The sequence below is a fragment of the Winogradskyella ouciana genome (genome assembly GCF_965284585.1).
Taxonomy (GTDB): Bacteria; Bacteroidota; Bacteroidia; order Flavobacteriales; family Flavobacteriaceae; genus Winogradskyella; species Winogradskyella ouciana.
Window position 1 is genome coordinate 1273795 of the sequence record NZ_OZ260095.1, and the last position, 18579, is coordinate 1292373.

Genomic DNA, 18579 nt, shown 5'->3' on the forward strand with positions numbered 1-18579 from the left:
TCAGAGCGCTTTTTATTATAATCTTAAACTCAATAAGACTTACTTCTGAGTCTCAGGAGAGCCACTCACTATTAAAAACTCTGAGCGTCTGTTTTGTTGGTGCTCTTCTTCAGTACAGTTTTGACCACATTTTACCTTAAGGTTACTTTCTCCTTTACCTTCCGCAGAGATTCGAGATTCGTCTATACCTTTGGAAATAACATATTGTTGTGTGCTCTTTGCTCTACGTTGAGAAAGCTTTTGGTTGTATGTCACAGATCCTCTACTATCTGTGTGTGATGTAGCATTAATTACTAGATCTGGATATTTGTTCATTATCTGTACCAATTTATCCAATTCAAAAGCAGCTTGTGCTGTGATATTGGACTTATCGAAATCAAAGTAAATAGGGTTTAATACTATTTCCTCTGGTGCAATAATTTTTTCTATTGGGTCTAACGAAATTTGAACCTCTAACTCTTCCTCACTTGTTCCGTTAACAGTGACTTTTTTGCTTTCAAAATCTTCCATCACTACTTCAAGCTCGGTATCTTGCTCACACTCTATTATAAATTCAGCAATACCCTCAGCATTAGTAGTTTTAGTTGCCATTTTGTTACCTTCCGCATCGTACAATGAAACAGAAGCGCCATTTAAAGGATTTCTTGTTTCGTCATCCAATACTATTGCAGTAATTAAAACATCGCAAAGCGGTTGTAGTTTTTTGAATGCATAAATATCATCACTTCCTTGTCCACCATCTCTGTTTGAAGAGACAAAACCTTCTTCAGCTTCTTCATCAATGGTAAATGCAAAATCGTCACCATTACTGTTAATAGGAATTCCTACATTTCTTATTGGTGCCATTTTCCCATCTATTTCCCTAGTGTAGAACACATCCATTCCTCCGAGGCCTAAATGACCTGTAGAAGAGAAGTAAAGCGTATTGTTGCTACTTATAAAAGGAAACATTTCTTGACCTTCAGTATTTACTTTTTGACCTAGGTTTTGAGGCTCTCCAATAGTCCCATCATCATTAATTGGCGCTTTATAAATATCATATTTTCCAAAACCACCAGGCATATTAGATGCGAAATATAAAGTAGAACCATCAGGACTAACCGAAGGGTTCTTTACAGAGTAATTTTCGCTGTTTATGGATAAGCTTTCCACATTATCAAAATCATCACCCAATTTAGTAGCCTTATAAAGATATAACTGGCTGTATCGCACTTTACTTATGGAATCTTTTTCAAAATCCTTCTCAAAATAACTTTCTCTAGAGAAGTACATGGTGTTACCATCTGGTGTGATTGAAACTAAACCTTCGTGATGTCTAGTATTAATCTGATCGTTCATTAAGGTCGCCTCAGAATATGACCCGTCAGAATTTTTGGTCAGAGTGTAAATATCTAAAAATGGTTGTTCGTTCCAACCATAAGTTTTTCGGTTATCATTTCTGGCAGAAGTAATATAAAGTTTACCATCATGCATGGTTCCTCCAAAATCTGATTGAGCCGAATTAAAACCACCATCTTGTACATTAAACTTTTTACCTTGTTCTAAAATTTTAGGAAGGTAATTAGGGTTTTTTCTAAAGGCTGTTGCTCTATCATCGGATGGACGCATAGAAGCAAATTTTTCCATTTGCTGGTTAGATTCTTCATATTTTCCATTAGCCTTTAGCATTTCGGAATATTTGAAGATCATTTCTGGATCATTCATAGATTCTAAAGCTTTTGCATACCATTTCTCAGCCTCAACAGTATTGAAAATGTTATAATTGCTTTCTGCCAATTGAGCATAAACATAAGGAGAGCCCTTACCGTTGTCTACGAGTTTTTTATAGCTTTCAGCAGCATCAACATATTCAAATCTGGCAAATTCCTTGTCAGCTTTCTTGGTGTCTTTGTTCTGAGCAGTTAAGCATAAACCACTCATCAACGTGATAAATAATAGTATTTTTAAGTTTTTCATAATTTGTTTAGCTTAACGGATTAAAAGTATCTAGGTGAACGAGAAACACGTTTCGGGAAATTAAGGTCAAATAACAGCATGACTTCATGCGATGCTGGCGCAAAAGCCTTAATGTCAGATGATACAGCATCATACGCATAGCCAACCCTTAATGATGGCGACAATGCAAAGTTAACCAATCCAGAAAATGAGTCATCTAATCTGTATGAAGCACCAATTTCAAATTTCTTAAAGAATCTTGCATTAAGGTTAACATCAAAAGATGTTGGTGCGTCAAAAGCAGACTTAACCATAAACGAAGGCTTCAATTCTGTGTTAGGCGATAAATCAAAAACATAACCACCTGTTACGAAATAATGTTGAGTTTCTGATCCAATTTTATTTCCGTTTGAGTCTAAATGAACAGATGACAAAAGATTCGGAACGGATAAGGATAAATAATATTTATCAGTATAATAAAAGAAACCTGCACCAATATTAGGTGTCGTCTCATTGATGCCGATACCGAAGAAAGGGTCATTCATATCTATTACATCTACATTTCCGCTGGTTAAATTTATATCATGAAATGTAGCTCCAGCTTTAACACCAAATGCCAAACGGTGCTCACCACCTAACCTAAGTGTATAAGATAGGTCAACATATGCGTTGGTTTCTTTTACCGGACCTATTTGATCTGCAATTAATGATACACCAAGGCCAAGGTTATTGCCAATTGGCGCGTGACCAAAAAATGTACCAGTTTCAGGTCCGCCATCTATTTTAGCCCATTGATTTCTGTACAATAATCCAAAAGATAGATTTTCCCTAGAACCTGCATAAGCTGGGTTCATAATATTCATATTGTACATGTACTGTGTGTACTGAGGGTCTTGTTGCCCATGCATTTGAAATGCTAAAAGCAAAACCGCTATTATCGAGAGTTTTTTCATTATAATAAGTTGATTCTGTTAGTTGATTATCTGTTAATATATACCCAAGCGCTCTTTTGTTTAGCACCGCCTTCATAGATCACTGTATAAAAATAAGTACCTACCGGAAGTTCTTCACCATCATTAGTTTGACCTTCCCATTCATCTGTATAGTTACTCTTAGAATATACAAGTGTTCCATTTCTGTTGAAAATTTCTAGTTTAACAACATCAAAGCTGCTTAAATCAAAACGGTCATTTTGTCCTGGACTAACTCCTGGCGAAATTCCCTCTGGGAAAATACAATTATCGAGTTCTATTACAGTAGTTGTAACTGTATTGCTACAACCCGTAGCACTAAAAGTAATTTCAGCTGAATAGTCTCCCGAAACCAAAACGGTATCTAACATTAAACCACTAGCACCAGATATTAGAGTTCCATCTAAGTACCAATTAACTGATACGTCAGCTGCTGAGAAGTTATCAGGAATTATTGCAATTGTAATAGGAACCGTTGCGTTTGGACAAACTTCATAATCTATGCTTTGATCAAATGTCGCTAGAGGAATAAGATTAACCACAAGATTGAATGATGTGGTCTGATAACATCCTGTTGCATTGTCTTCAGCTCTTACATATATGGTCTCTCCACCACTGTTGTGAGGGCTCGACAATGCAGCTGTACCACTCTCGGCATCTGCCTGAGATGAATGATAAGTAATTGTAACATCTGGATCTGTGCTTACTTCAGCATCTATTGAAGTTAAATCAAAATCTGTCATACCGTCAACAGCTCCATCCATATCATCGCAGACAACAAAATCTGCTGGTTGATTTACATCTGGTCTGGTATTAACAACCAATTCTACTTCAGATAATTGACGACACCCTAAGAAACCATCATTAGCCGCGTCTGCATCTTCTACTCTAATTATCAGTGTTTCACCAGATGAGGTATATGGAGAAGATACTGCATTCATTGCTTGATTTGCATCTGCTGTATTTGTATAGTATGACACAGTAAAATCAGCGCCAAAACCTAGAGAGGCAGTTAATGCATCTAAGTCAAATGCTTCAGAACCATCAGCTTCAGGGCCATCACAGACTGTTATGTTCTGTGGGTCAACCGTACCTGCATCGTCGTAAAAGTTTATTTGAACTAATGCTGAAAAATATTGCTCACTTTGGTCACAAATACCTCCTAAGACTTGAACTTGATAGGTTCCAGATTCAGTTGCAGTTAACATAGGGTCATTATAATCAGGAATAACGAAACCGTCTTTATACCACACATACTCATCTACATCGTAAAATGTTGTTGCCTCTAACTGAACGCTAGGGAAACCACAGTAATTAAAAGTGCCATCTGGTGTTCCAGGATCTTCAACAGTGTCTTCAACAGGACCACCTTCAAGGTTTAAAGTAACGTCGCAAACAACTTCACAATTGGTACCATCTGCAGGTCCAGAATCTTGCGTAAAGGTGTAAAATCCTGGTTGTTGTGAGAAGTTTGTGATAAGGATAATATAAGTTGAATTCGCCGGTACATTGGTTAATGTTATAGTCTCACTTGCGGTTGCTGAATAACTACAATCTGCAATATTTTCAGTGAGTAATTCATAACAACCTTCTTGTTGATCTACAAAAGGACCCCAAACTATAAAGTCAATATCCAATGGTGCTCCACCTGTACTGGTTTGATCTAAACTAAACTCATAATCTCCCGCGTCATCAAATTGTATTGTGTTCCACTGAGGATCTGGTTGTGAGAACAGGCAGTCATAATCCAAATAAGGAGGTGCTACTTGATCACCAACTATACTTTCGTATTGGATACTTGGATCAGCACAAATTGGTAAGGCATCTAAACAATAGGTTGGTGTTCCTAAAGTGCTGATACATAAATCAAAGCTACTTGTTTCACTCGTTGAACCAGCCGAGAATATTCTCACGTAATATGTGTTGCCAACTACTAGAGAAGGTGTTAGGCTAAAAGTATCATCAGAGCAATATAGTTCTGTAAGACTACCACATGTACCTTCATATACTGCATGGTCTAAATTTGTGGTCCCACCAGTTATATTCTGAATATCTATAATTTGCTGTTCTCCTAGTGCCGTAAATTGAAACCAAACGTCATCATCTGGTGAACCAGAACAACTACCGTTTGGTACACCAGACGGTGTTGCAGCTAAAATAGTACCTGAATTTACACTATCACATGATTCGTCTGCATTAACTACAGCAACGGTTGCCATATCACACTCATCATTTGCTGGTGGACAAGCTAATACTTCAAAGAACTCACTACTGATAACACAATTATTATCTTGTTCATTGGTTACAAATACTTTTACTGAATTGCCAAAAGGGAAAGGTCCAGCTTGATAAACTCCAACTGCAGTAGCTTGTACTGTAGAGGCATCAAAATCATTAGATATTTCTAGTGAAGTAGCATCACCTAAACTGGTAACATCGACATCTATAAAGAATTGATCGCTATTACAGTCAGTAGTAACAGAATAATTGGCTTCAGGCAACGTACAGGTTAATTCCTCAACATTTACTGTAAAGTCTAATGTTACACCCCAAGTACCATTATAACAAGGGTTAGGTGTCGCTTGTCCTGAATCTGCTGTACCAATTCGCATTCTATGTTGACCTAAAGGCGCTGTTGCTGGCATAACAAAAGAGGCATCTAAAGTTGTTGGGTTTGCATTGGTAGATTCCCCTTGAAAAACTAATTCAGTTGCATTGTCAAAAACCAGATCGTCATTAAAGTCAATCCATATATTAGTACCATATGTAAAACCGGTCGCAAAAGTAACGGCTACATTTGTATTTATACCTTGGAATACGTTTACTACGGTGCCTGTATGGTTTTCATAAGTAACATCTCCAAAACTAGGAAAATCAGTGACTCCAATAGTTACGTTCGTTACACCATCACCATCATTACTAGTTGGTTCAGAAGCACAATAACCCGTGTAGAATGTACCAGGTCCAGTCCATGAACTTAAGTTTAGAGGGTCACAAACAGCCTGAACATAAAACTCATAATTAGTATCTGATGTTAATCCTGTAATCACATAAGGATTTGTTGTTACATCTGATACAACTGTTCCTGTACCTTGCACGAAGCCAGCAACTCCATATTCAATATTCCATGTTGTAGCTGTACCTGTTTCTGTCCATCCAATCTCTGTAGAGGTTAAACTTAAGTTAGTAGATGTTAAATCTGTAGGTTCAGGACAAGTAGGAATATTTCTTACCTGAAAATTATCTACAAATATATCATTGTCCTCAGGATCATCAACAGTACCTTCAGAACCTAAAATACCAAACTGTACGGTTTGACCAGCATAGGCTTCTAGCGTAACAACAGGATGTTCACCTGTAGGAGAAACTACAGATGTGCTGTCATAAACCAAAAGAGGTATCCATGTAGTACCACCATCATTGGTAATTAAAAGTTGAACAGTATCATCTGAACCTAAAGTACCAGCTGTTGTAGAACTACCAAATTGCATTATTCCAAAATCGAACTCAACTTGGAAAGGACCACCAGTTAAATCAAATTCTGGTGAAAGAATCCAGTCACTTTTAGAGGCTACCCATAAATTTATTTTATAAGCACCAGTAAATCCATTATTGAGAAAACCATCGGCTGTCCAAGATCCAGCTCCTAAATCTCCTGGCCCTGTAGTAGCATCGCCACTATCTGCTTCATCCCAACAGTTAGGAATGATGGTAGTAAAATCTTCTAAATAATCTGGCACAAAGACATCACAAGCTGTGGTGAAAGTAAAAGGACCATTGAAATCACTAGTATCTCCACCTCCACAATCTGCTTGAACATAAAAATCGTAATCTGTATTGGCCATAAGACCAGTCGCCGTATAAGGATTAGAAACTCCTGTAGCTGTTGGTGTTCCGGTAGGCGTATCACCAGATGGCACTATTTCAACATTCCACATAGTGGCGGATCCATTCTCTGTCCAACTTAAATCAGCTCCATCTATTGTAAAGTTATCTGCGGCTAAATCTGTAGGGAATAAACAAGTAGGGCCTTCCTCTATACATACGTCTGCGGTTCCGTCTTGTCCATCTCTCCATATAACTGCGACATATGTGTTGCCAGGAGTTAATCCACTTATAATATCAGAACTATCTCCAGCATCATAAATATTATTATCGCAGTTTCCTATTGTAGTTCCTCCGCACATGTCTAATACCTCTAGTCCAATGCTATCTGCACCACCGCTGAAGTTAAAGACTACAGATCCTATTGCAGGTGCTGTAAAACTTACCCAATAACCCCAATTTCCGAATGCATCACAAGATGGATTCTCGTCAGCAGCATCTAAATCTTCAGCTATTGAAAAATCTAGAGTAACAGGTGTTGCTGCACTACAGTCTGTCTCTACAGTCATAGGAAATGCCGCAACACAACTTCCACCTGGTACAACAGTATTGAAAGTTGTTGGGCCAACGAAATTTGATGTTCCTGAACCTCCACAATCCGACTGGACGTAAAAATCATATGATGTACCTTCAGTTAGCCCTGTTAAATTAAATGTAGTAGACGTTAGACCAGATTCTAAAGTACCTGAGCCTGGAGTAAATCCAGCTATTCCCCATTCTAAATTCCACATAGTTGCAGATCCAGTTTCATTCCATTGCAAATCTGCACTGTTCTCTGTAACATTAGCAACAGTCAACATATCAGGATCTGGGCATGTAGGTGGAGATTGCGATGTAATGGTAGGAGAATCAAAACAAAAACCCCATTCATAACCTTCAGCACCACCTGGGCCATCATCATAAAAAGCAATTCTATACTGAAAACCAGAAAGCTGTGTAGGCGTAAAACCAGCTATATTTAGTTGGTTACTTGTAAAACTATCTCTAGTACCGCTACAAAAGTTATCAGTAGGTTGATCTGTACTGGCCGTAAATTGTTGCCATACCTCCCAAGTACTTGAATCAGCATCCCAATACTCTAAGTTAAGTACATCGGCCAAATCATTATAAGTATAGTCAGCATCAACAAATAACCATGTCTCACCAGCGGCAAAAGCAGCTGAAAGATCTATTATTGTTGACTCTGCAGCGATGTCATCATCACTACCAAATCCGGCGTCGTCGTCATCAAAGGCAAAGTTGCTAGTGACCGTAGGATCTGCTTCAAAAGCAGTAGGATCCGTGTTGTAAGTTCCTGTAACCGTCCAATTGGTATTTGGCCATGCTGCAGACTGATTTAAAACTTGAGCACTTAAGGAAAGAGTTAAGCACAAAAGAAATAAAAATAGAGTAATCTTTTTCATTATTAATCGGTTTGTTAGAAATTATTTAACCCTTTGTAACACGTTGATTACAAAGGATTTATTTTGTTTTAAATAAAATGAGGCTATTGCGAGCATTAATTACGTTGGTTGGTCGTTTTTTTTATGCCTATTCGAATATATAAAAAATGCCTATTAACATGATGTTAACATTGTTATAATAGACTAACTACATTATTAATCGACAAATGGTTTATGGGTTTTTGAGTTGTATATAAACTGGGAAATGATCACTATAACCGCCTTTATATTTTTTGCCCACATAGGTCCTAAATGGCTGTCCTTTATACTTACCATGATACTGAGTTAAATTCTTATTGTTGAAGACATTTGCACCATTAAAAGACAATGAAGATTTTGAGGATTCGAAAAAGTTTGTTGAAATTAAAATTTGATCAAACAGGTTCCAGCCAAAATTATGATTCAAACTTCCTTTATCTCGAGACCAAACTGTTTTAAAGGGATTGTACAAATTGCTTTCCTTTTCGAGCAAAGAAAGACTCTTACTGTTAGGGTTGTCATTAAAATCACCCATAACAATAATCCTTGCATTTGCATCTTCCTTTTTTAGCATTTTAACAACAGAGTTTACAACGTTAGCTGCGGTAATACGTTTGTACTCCGTTTCTTTTTCACCTTCTCTTCTAGAAGACCAATGATTTACTATAATGCTTATTTTCTCATTCTCTAATTTACCTTGTACCAAAAGAATATCTCTTGTATAATCTTGTACTCCAAATTCATTTTGTAAATAAACTGAAAAGGTCTCTGAATTTTCAACTTTAAAGACATCACTTTTATAGAGTAATGCGACATCTATTCCTCTTTCATCAGAAGAGTCGTAGTGAACATAGCTATAGTTTTCTTCAATAAGATTTTTACTTCTTACTAAGTCAGACAGTACGGTTTTATTTTCTACCTCTGCTAGCCCAACAACTACAGGTGCAGCATCTGTATTTTCTTCACCTATTTTTGAAATTACAGAACCTAACTTTCGCAATTTGTTTTTGTAACGTTTGGATGTCCATCTTTTTCTTGAAGTTGGTAAAAAGTCATCATCATTGGTTAAAGGATCATTTTTAATATCAAATAGATTTTCAATATTATAGAAAGCTAAAGTGTAAGTTTTAGAATTGTTGCTCATGGCAATAAATATAGGTTTTTAAAACATTATTAAGAAAAATCCATTTGCTTAACTTTGTACTTTAATAGTATATATGATAGAGAAAAAAGATATCAATTTAGAGAGCGTTGTTTTAATAGGGATAATTACGCAAGACCAAGATGAGGAAATGTCGAAGGAATACTTGGACGAGCTCGAATTTTTAACCTACACGGCAGGTGGTGATGTTGTTAAACGGTATACCCAAAAGATGACTATGCCCAATCCCAAAACCTTTATTGGTACTGGTAAAATGGAAGAGGTAAGGGAATTTGTGACTGAGAACGACATAGGTACGGTAATTTTTGATGACGAGCTTTCGCCAGCCCAAGAACGAAATATCAGTAAAATACTTAATTGCAAGATATTGGATAGAACTAACCTTATCCTAGATATCTTCGCACAACGCGCTCAAACTAGTTATGCAAGAACTCAGGTAGAACTGGCACAATGTGAATATTTACTGCCAAGATTAAAAGGTATGTGGACGCACCTCGAAAGACAAAAGGGTGGTATTGGTATGCGTGGACCTGGTGAAACCGAGATTGAGACCGATAGACGTATAGTACGTGATAAAATAGCATTGTTAAAGTCAAAAATAAAAACCATTGATAAGCAAATGGCTGTGCAACGTGGCAACAGAGGGAAACTAGTCCGTGTAGCACTTGTAGGTTATACCAATGTGGGTAAATCCACTCTGATGAATGTCATTAGTAAAAGCGAGGTCTTTGCAGAAAACAAACTCTTTGCCACTTTAGACACTACGGTTAGAAAAGTAGTGATTGGTAATCTGCCATTTTTGGTTAGTGATACTGTTGGGTTTATTAGAAAATTACCTACTCAACTTGTAGAATCTTTTAAAAGTACTTTAGATGAGGTTAGGGAAGCAGATTTGTTGCTTCATGTTGTCGATATTTCGCATTCTAATTTTGAAGAACATATTGAGTCCGTAAATCAGATTTTAGATGAAATTGAAAGTAAGGATAAACCAACTATTATGGTGTTCAACAAAATTGATGCTTATAAAGCCGTGCCTTACGATGAAGATGATTTAATGATAGAACTCACTAAAGCTCACTATACCCTAAAGGACTGGAAAAAAACCTGGATGGCAAAACTCGGAGATAACGCCTTGTTTATTTCCGCTATTAATAAGGAGAATATGGATGAATTCAGAAAACGCGTCTATAAAGAAGTAAGAGAAATTCATGTCACACGTTTTCCGTACAACAATTTTCTGTATCCAGACGTTGAAGACCCGAACCTTTCTATTTAATGAAAACGTATTGGGAACATTTTAAAACTTGGTCTGCCAAGAGGTGGCAGAACAAATGGGTGAAAACTGCGATCATTTCACTTTCAGCCGTTTTTATTTTTCTCATAGGACTATACATCAGCATCTATTTCGGACTGTTTGGAAAAATTCCCACAAAAGAAGATCTCAGTTCCATAAAACAGGAAGAAGCTACACAATTATTGGATAGAAATGAAAAACTCATCGGTAAATATTATATCTATGATAGACAACCTGTAGCTTTTGATGACTTCCCTAAGCATTTAATCGATGCGCTCGTCGCAACGGAAGATATTAGATTTTACGAGCATGATGGTGTGGACAACATGAGCTTAATGCGCGTATTTATAAAAAACCTTTTAATGGGTGATGCATCTGCAGGTGGTGGAAGCACAATAACTTTACAACTAGCTAAAAATCTTTATGGTAGAAAAGATTATGCTATGTTCAGCATGCTCATCAATAAGTTTAAGGAATCCATTATTGCTAAACGCATCGAAACCGTGTATTCAAAGGAAGAAATTTTAGCGCTCTATTTAAATACGGTACCATTTTCTGATAATACCTATGGTATTGAAAGTGCTTCAAGAAAATTTTTCAATAAATCTGTAAATGAACTTTCTCAGCTTCAAGCCGCTACACTTGTTGGTACACTAAAGGCAAATAATTATTATAATCCAAGGTTGCATTTAGAAAGAAGCAAGGATAGACGTAATGTAGTATTGGATCAAATGGTAAAATACGGTTACTTAGAAAAAGATTCATTGGATATATTTAAGAATTCTGAGGTTGAATTAGACTATCGCTCCTTTAATCATGATTTAGGTATAGCGCCATATTTTCGTGAAACGGTTAAGAAGCAGTTGGCAGAAATTCTGGATTCCATCAAAAATCCCAATGGAGAAAAATACAATCTCTACAAAGATGGTTTAAAAGTTTATACCACCTTAGATTATAAAATGCAGGAGTATGCAGAAGCTGCAATGGAAGAGCACATGGCTAAATTACAAGTAGCTTTTGAAAATTCTTATGGGAAAAATGCACCTTGGGAAACGGATAATAAACTGTTAAAAGCGGCAATTAAAAACACCATTCAATATAAATCATTACAAAAGAAAGGGCTAAGTGAAAAACAAATTGAAGATTCACTGAGCGTTAAAAGAAACGTAGAATTATTCGACTGGAAAGGGGATACGATTAGAAATGTTTCAGCAATTGATAGCCTTAAGCACTTTTTGAAGTTTCTAAATACAGGCATGTTGTCCATAGATCCAAACGACGGAGCGGTTAGAGCCTATATTGGTGGCATAGATTATCGTTATTACAAATACGATCATGTTTCGCAAAGTAAACGTCAGGTTGGTTCTACATTTAAGCCTTTTGTCTATACGGCAGCCATTGAAGATGGTATGAAACCTTGTGAGTATTTTTCACTATCAAAAGTGACTTATACCAATTATGATGATTGGTCTCCTAGTAATTCTGGTGATAAAGAGGAAGACCCTTACATTAATTATAATTTAGAAAAAGCGCTAAGTAATTCTGTAAACACTATAGCTGTAAAGGTTTTTGATAAAGTCGGGATACCTAAAGTAATCGATCAAGTAAAGAAATTAAATATTTCAGAAGAACTTCCGGAAGAGCCTTCGCTTGCCTTGGGAGTTGCAGAAATAAACTTAATGGATTTAACAGGAGCTTATGCAAGCTATGTAAATAATAGTGTGCCTGTAGAACCTTATTACATTACCAGGATTGAAGACAAAGATGGTAATCTTATTTATGAGTTTAACCCAGAAAATAAAATTAAAAAGGCCTATTCTGATTACACAAGACAGGTGATGCTACAATTTATGAAGGCTACAGTAAATAATGGAACCGCATCAAGATTGCGAAGTACTTACGGACTTAGAAATGCAATAGCCGGTAAAACGGGCACTACCCAAGATAATAAGGATGGTTGGTTTGTTGGAATTACGCCAAAATTAGTCACAGTAATTTGGGTCGGGAACGACAACCACAGTATAGGTTTTAAGACTACTGCTTTAGGACAAGGAGCGAATTCAGCATTACCAATTTTTGCTAATTTTTATAAGAAGCTGAATTCAGATATCGAATATAAAACCATTACCAATGCACAGTTTGAAAATCCCTCAAGAGAAGTTATCAATGATTTAGATTGCGAACCAGAAAAGCGTGATGGGTTATTTAAAAGAATTTTTAAACGAAAGAACAAGAAAAAGAAATTCTAATAAAAAAGACCTGACATTTTAAAATGTCAGGTCTTTTTTTAAATCAAATTCTATCTACAATTAGAAGCTGTAGCTTAAACCAATTGTATAATAAGATTGTAATTTATTATCAGCATCAGCTAAATCAACTCCTTGAAAATTAGCGGCTTCTTGTTGGTTGCTTCTTAAAGCAAAATCAAAACCAACACCAATCATCTTCCATAATGTGTAGCTAAAAGAGTTAGTCCACGTCCAGTTAGACAAGTCGCTAGACTTATAACTCTGGAAGGTAGAAAAGTTAGATTTAAATGAGATTTTACCAATTTGTCTTGTGTAGTCTGCAACAATTTTTGCACCAGCAGAAGACTCAAAAGCAGCATCATTTTCAGCAAATACAAAGTTGTAGTTTAGTGGGTGAATCACAACGATTAAATTGTCTAACGGTGTCCATGTAGCACCAACACCAACATCTAAAAATCCTGGATCATTAAAGTTGTCCAATAATGTGGTTCTATATTCTGCCAAACCAGAGATGGCCCATTTATCGCTTATATTGCGACCATAAAGAGATGAAATATTAAATACATCTGTAGTTGGGTTGAATTCATCACTGTCCGTATCAGTGTCCTTGTTGTCTAATTTTACCCAATTTAAGTTAGTTGTTAAAGAATTTCTCCAAAAGAATTTATCTTCAATTAGATTGGCAAAACCGTTAACAGTAATACCAATATTACCTGATGAGTTGTTAGGTGCTCCTTGCGCATACCAATTATTAAAGTTAGATAAGCTACCTCCAATAGTGCCAAACGCGCCAGTACGCCAACCTGGCAATGCATCTATTTGTGCTTGTATAGCATCAGCTTCACTTTGAAACTTGTCTGCTTCGGCTTGTTTTTCTGCCTTTTGTGCTTGTAGCTCTTCTTTTGTTTGAGAAAAACCAACGGTAATTGCAAGCATTAAGAATACAGATAAAAGTAATTTTTTGTTCATAATGAATTAAAATTTAGTAAATAATAGTTGTTATTAATTTGTAAATATAAGTTTTTGTTGATTTTGTTGAGATATTCAAATGTGTGCTATAATTACTCTTAAGACCTAGAAATAATATAAAAGTCACATTTTTTAAAGATTATTTTCTTTTATAAAGTGGCACTGAAGAGCAAGCTTCACCAAACATTATAGATTTTGCGATAGGTTTCAGCTTTTGAGAAAGTAATATGAGAGCATTTGCAGGCACAGGTTTGTGAGAACACCCTTTTATAATAACAGGCATATCTTTATAGATGTTAAGATCTAAATCTGAGATGATGGAAGTATAGATAATAGACTCTAGTTGGTCTAAGGGTCCAATCACTGTTAGTTTTGAAAATTCCTGAAGTTGTAAAGAAATAAGCATATAAGCCCAATCTGGCACGATAGCATCTGTTGAGCAATGCAAAGCCACATAGCAATCTTTATATTGCGACCAATCATGCTCAGAAACATGTTGTCTAAAATCTTTTTCCCTAAGCACCAAGCCTTCAAGCAACCAATCCTTAATATCAAATAGAACACGTTTCCCTTCAGGGTAGTAGTCTTCTAAATCAATGACTTTTAGTTTGCTGTTAGCAACTCTATTAATAATTTCTTGTGCCATATTATAGCATACCTAATTCTAACTTGGCTTCTTCGCTCATTAAATCTTGGGACCAAGGTGGATCAAAAGTAATTTCCACTTCAGCATCTTTAACTTCGTTAATGGATTTTACTTTCTCTTCAACTTCTAGTGGTAAGGTTTCTGCCACAGGGCAGTTTGGCGTTGTCAATGTCATTAAGATTTTTACATCATAATCTTCGTTCACAAAAACATCGTAAATAAGTCCTAATTCGTATATGTCAACTGGGATTTCAGGATCGTAAATCGTTTTTAAAACTCTTACAATTTTATCTCCAAGTACATTTGTATCTATAGTTGTTTCGCTCATAATATGCTGTTTAGATGTTAAGTTGTTTGTCGTTTAGTTGTATTTAGATTTAACGACTCCACAACAAACGACTCAACTTAATTAAGTTGTGTTTGGTATGCAATGGCATACATCTTTAATTGTTTAATCATACTTACCAAACCATTAGCTCTGGTAGGTGATAAATGCTCTTTCAAGCCAATTTCATCAATAAAATCAGTATTGGCTTTAATGATATCGTCCGGATGTTGATTAGAAAACACTCTTATTAAGATTGCAATGATACCTTTAGTGATAATAGCATCACTATCTGCAGTAAACTGCACCTTTTCATCATTCATTTCTGCATGAACCCATACCTTGCTTTGACAGCCTTTTATAATATGGTCTTCGGTTTTGTATTGTTCGTTTATGAGTGGGAGTGTTTTTCCTAAATCAATCATGTATTGATAACGTTCTTCCCAATCCTCGAACATTGAAAACTCATCTACAATTTCGTTTTGAATCTCTTCAATTGTCATCAGTATTTTTCTTTTGCATTTATTTGTCAAAGATACGGCTTCCCTATTGTTTCTCAAACATTGACTTAATTGATAATATTTTTTCAATGATTGCACTAATAGTTTTAGGTGGCTTACCGTGATCAAAACTTGGACTCATAAATTCTTCATCACCTTTTGTCACCTTTAAAAACGCTGCTGGTGCGGCATCGTACTGATGCGTTTTTGAAGGGGCTTTTAATTCTGAAAGTGTGGTAATGTCCAATTCACTTAACAATCTATTAAATTCCTCTTTTTCTTCTGCTGGAATCGCAAAAGTGTTTATCCTTTTAAGGTTATAATCATTAGTAAACGAAATAGAATCGCCTTTTATGGTTATAAGTTCGAAAAAACCTCTGGTCGAAGCTCTATATGATACTTCTACATCATCTTGCGCAGTTCTCATTTCAGAAAGTTCAGTTGTAGCTTCAGATGATATTTCACTTGTATTTTTTGATTTACTTTCATTACATTCTTTTGCTGAAATCAGCATAAATAATAAGCATATAATTAATTTCATAATATTTTGCTTTTTAGTTGTTATTAGTAATAATACAAAAAAGAAGCCAAAGTTTAATAGCGATGTTAGTTTCTGAAATTATTAAAATTCTTGAAGCACTTAAAAACTAGGACAACATCATTACTGCCTTTTTAAGAGAAGCAATAAAGGTGTCGATTTCTTCTTTAGTATTATAGAACATAAAAGAGGCTCTAATAGTACCAGGAATTTTATAAAAGTCCATAATAGGTTGTGCACAATGATGTCCTGTACGAACGGCAATGCCCATTTTATCTAAAATGGTACCAATGTCATAAGGATGAATGTTACCTACATTAAAGGAAATAACAGAAGTTTTATTTTTAGAGGTGCCATATATTTTTAAGCCTTCAATTTGAAGTAATTTTTCAGTGGCGTATTCTAAAAGCTCATGTTCGTATTGGGATATGCTGTCAAAACCTATTTGGTTCATATAATCTATAGCAGCACCAAAAGCAATGCCTCCACAGATGTTTGGTGTACCGGCTTCAAACTTGTGAGGTAAATCAGCGTAGGTTGTTTTTTCAAACGTAACTTCGGCAATCATTTCGCCACCACCTTGATATGGTGGTAATTTCTTCAGCCATTTCTCTTTACCGTAAAGCATACCAACACCAGTTGGGCCACACATTTTGTGTGCAGAACAAACATAGAAATCTACATCTAGCTCTTGAACATCTGGTTTTATATGCGGACAAGATTGTGCTCCGTCAACCAAAACAGCTGCACCAACAGAATGTGCTTTTTCAATAATGTCCTTAATAGGATTAATGGTGCCTAAAGCATTCGATATATGATTAACAAAAACGAGTTTTGTGTTTTCGTTTAAAAGTGAATTAAATTCCGAAAGAATTAATTCTCCATTTTCATTCATCGGAATCACCTTAAGTATTGCACCAGTCCTTTCGCAAAGCATTTGCCAAGGCACAATATTACTATGATGCTCTAAAGCTGAAACGATGACTTCATCACCTGTTTTAAGCAATGAGGAAAAACCATTGGCAACCAAATTAATACCATGTGTTGTACCCGAGGTTAAAATAACTTCATACGGATGCTTAGCATTAAAATGTTTTTGAATTTTAAGTCGCGCTTGCTCATATGCATCGGTTGCTTCTTGGCTTAAGCTGTGCACTCCTCTATGGATATTGGCATTATAGTTTGAGTAGTAATCTACAATAACATCAATGACCTGTTGAGGTGTTTGTGAGGTGGCTGCGTTGTCAAAATAAATCAAAGGTTTTCCGTTAACCTCACGATTGAGGATTGGGAAGTCTTTTCTTATAGTTTCAACATCAAAAACAATATGTTCCGTAGCATTACCCATTTACAAATCAAACCCAATATTAACACCTAATTTATTTGCGATAATCTTTGTAATGCGGTTTTTTACCTCAGGAATTTTAACGGAATCCAGTACGTTATTACTAAAGGCAAACATCAATAAAGCTCTTGCTTCTTTTTCTGGGATACCACGAGAGCGTAAGTAAAACATAGCACTTTCATCAAGCTGACCAATAGTACAACCGTGAGAACACTTTACGTCATCCGCAAAAATCTCTAGTTGAGGTTTGGTGTTTATGCTCGCTTTATCGCTAATTAAAATATTATTGTTGGCCTGAAACGCATTGGTTTTCTGGGCTTCTTTCTCAACAACAACTTTACCATTAAACACACCAGTAGAACTACCATCAAAGATACCTTTATAGTCTTGGTGACTTTCGCAGTTAGGTTCTATATGGTGTACTAGGGTATTATGATCTACATGTTGTTTGTTACCTATTATGGTAATGCCTTTCATGGTAGAATCGATACGTTCTCCGTTTTGATAGAAATTTAGGTTGTTTCTTATAAGTTTTCCACCAAAAGAAAAGGTGTGTACCTTAGCTAAACTTTCTTGTTTTTGATTTACAAACGTATTGTCAATTAAAGATGCAGATTCCCTGTCATTCTGAATTTTGTAATAATCTACTATAGCGCGTTTGTTAGTGAATATTTCAGTAACACTGTTTGTTAAAACAGGATTGTCCGTTAAACTCTGATGACGTTCTATAATCTGAACATGGGAATTTTCGTCAACAACCACCAAATTTCTAGGTTGAAGCATTAAAGCCGCTTCATTGCCTGTTGAAAAATGAATAATTTGTATAGGTTTCTGAACCAATTTGTTCTTCGGAATGTGGATATAGGCACCTTCTGCAGAAAATGCTGTATTTAAAGACGACAAACCGTCTTTTGACGCAATTTTATTGAAGTAGTTTTCAATAATCAAGCGGTATTTAGGTTTGCTAAGTGCCGAAGACATTAAGCAGACATCGATACCATCATGTGTGGTTTGCGATAAATGTGATGCGTATTTACCATCGATAAAAATGATTTTATAGGCATCAATATCATGGATGAAGTATTTTTTTACATCCTTGAATTCTATCTCATTTTCTTGCTTAGGAAACACACTGTAATCGTGCTTTAAAACTGAATTTAACGAGGTGTACTTCCAGGCCTCTAGCTTTTTGTTTGGAAAACCTTCAGTTTCAAATGTCTTTATTGCTTCGGTTCGTATATCATGTATTGGTGAGTGCACATCTACTGTGTCCTCAAAAGCCATAAATGATGATACTAATTTTTCTTTTAATTCCATTTTAATCAGTTGTTAGTCGTTA

Annotated in this window: 13 protein-coding genes; 2 read left to right on the plus strand and 11 right to left on the minus strand. The window is 35.8% G+C overall.

What is annotated here, in order from left to right; translation table 11 throughout:
- Positions 1–39 precede the first annotated feature (39 nt).
- The 4 genes from ACQ65V_RS05690 to ACQ65V_RS05705 form a co-directional block, all read right to left on the minus strand.
- Positions 40–1956, minus strand: coding sequence for an OmpA family protein (locus tag ACQ65V_RS05690; protein WP_430467207.1), 1917 nt, complete (start codon positions 1954–1956; stop codon positions 40–42).
- Between the two features lie 20 nt (positions 1957–1976).
- Entirely contained in the window at positions 1977–2888 is a 912-nt protein-coding gene (locus ACQ65V_RS05695) for a PorP/SprF family type IX secretion system membrane protein (protein ID WP_155089067.1), read from the minus strand.
- A gap of 26 nt (positions 2889–2914) precedes the next feature.
- On the minus strand, positions 2915–8194 hold the full coding sequence (locus ACQ65V_RS05700) for a fibronectin type III domain-containing protein (RefSeq protein WP_430467208.1): 5280 nt from the start codon (positions 8192–8194) through the stop codon (positions 2915–2917).
- Between the two features lie 211 nt (positions 8195–8405).
- Positions 8406–9356: an endonuclease/exonuclease/phosphatase family protein gene (locus tag ACQ65V_RS05705; protein ID WP_430467209.1), complete on the minus strand. Its 951-nt coding sequence runs from the start codon at positions 9354–9356 to the stop codon at positions 8406–8408.
- A gap of 73 nt (positions 9357–9429) precedes the next feature.
- On the opposite strand from ACQ65V_RS05705, the gene hflX reads away from it, so the two are divergent.
- Together hflX and ACQ65V_RS05715 are read left to right on the plus strand one after the other, a co-directional pair.
- Positions 9430–10650: a GTPase HflX gene (hflX, locus tag ACQ65V_RS05710; protein ID WP_155089062.1), complete on the plus strand. Its 1221-nt coding sequence runs from the start codon at positions 9430–9432 to the stop codon at positions 10648–10650.
- Positions 10650–12917: a penicillin-binding protein 1A gene (locus ACQ65V_RS05715; RefSeq protein ID WP_430467210.1), complete on the plus strand. Its 2268-nt coding sequence runs from the start codon at positions 10650–10652 to the stop codon at positions 12915–12917. Before hflX ends, ACQ65V_RS05715 begins: the two co-directional genes overlap by 1 nt.
- 60 nt (positions 12918–12977) lie before the next feature.
- Here ACQ65V_RS05715 and ACQ65V_RS05720 read toward each other — a convergent pair whose 3' ends face one another.
- The 7 genes from ACQ65V_RS05720 to sufD all read right to left on the minus strand — a co-directional run bounded on the left by ACQ65V_RS05720 (position 12978) and on the right by sufD (position 18557).
- Positions 12978–13886, minus strand: coding sequence for a DUF3078 domain-containing protein (locus ACQ65V_RS05720; RefSeq protein WP_430467211.1), 909 nt, complete (start codon positions 13884–13886; stop codon positions 12978–12980).
- A gap of 139 nt (positions 13887–14025) precedes the next feature.
- Complete coding sequence (locus ACQ65V_RS05725) at positions 14026–14532, minus strand: DUF2480 family protein (RefSeq protein WP_430467212.1); 507 nt, start codon at positions 14530–14532, stop codon at positions 14026–14028.
- Between the two features lies 1 nt (position 14533).
- Positions 14534–14860, minus strand: coding sequence for a DUF59 domain-containing protein (locus ACQ65V_RS05730; protein WP_155089054.1), 327 nt, complete (start codon positions 14858–14860; stop codon positions 14534–14536).
- Positions 14861–14937: 77 nt separating this feature from the next.
- Positions 14938–15360: a SufE family protein gene (locus ACQ65V_RS05735; protein WP_273289187.1), complete on the minus strand. Its 423-nt coding sequence runs from the start codon at positions 15358–15360 to the stop codon at positions 14938–14940.
- A 43-nt stretch (positions 15361–15403) separates the two neighbouring features.
- Positions 15404–15898 (minus strand): hypothetical protein, encoded by a 495-nt coding sequence (locus tag ACQ65V_RS05740; RefSeq protein ID WP_430467213.1) that lies wholly within the window; start codon positions 15896–15898, stop codon positions 15404–15406.
- 106 nt (positions 15899–16004) lie between these two features.
- The gene (locus ACQ65V_RS05745) at positions 16005–17243 is read right to left on the minus strand and encodes an aminotransferase class V-fold PLP-dependent enzyme (protein WP_430467214.1); all 1239 of its coding nucleotides are present in this window, start codon (positions 17241–17243) and stop codon (positions 16005–16007) included.
- Positions 17244–18557 carry a Fe-S cluster assembly protein SufD gene (gene sufD / locus ACQ65V_RS05750; RefSeq protein ID WP_430467215.1) on the minus strand — a complete coding sequence of 438 codons (1314 nt, stop codon included), beginning with the start codon at positions 18555–18557 and terminating at the stop codon, positions 17244–17246.
- Between the last annotated feature and the right edge of the window lie 22 nt (positions 18558–18579).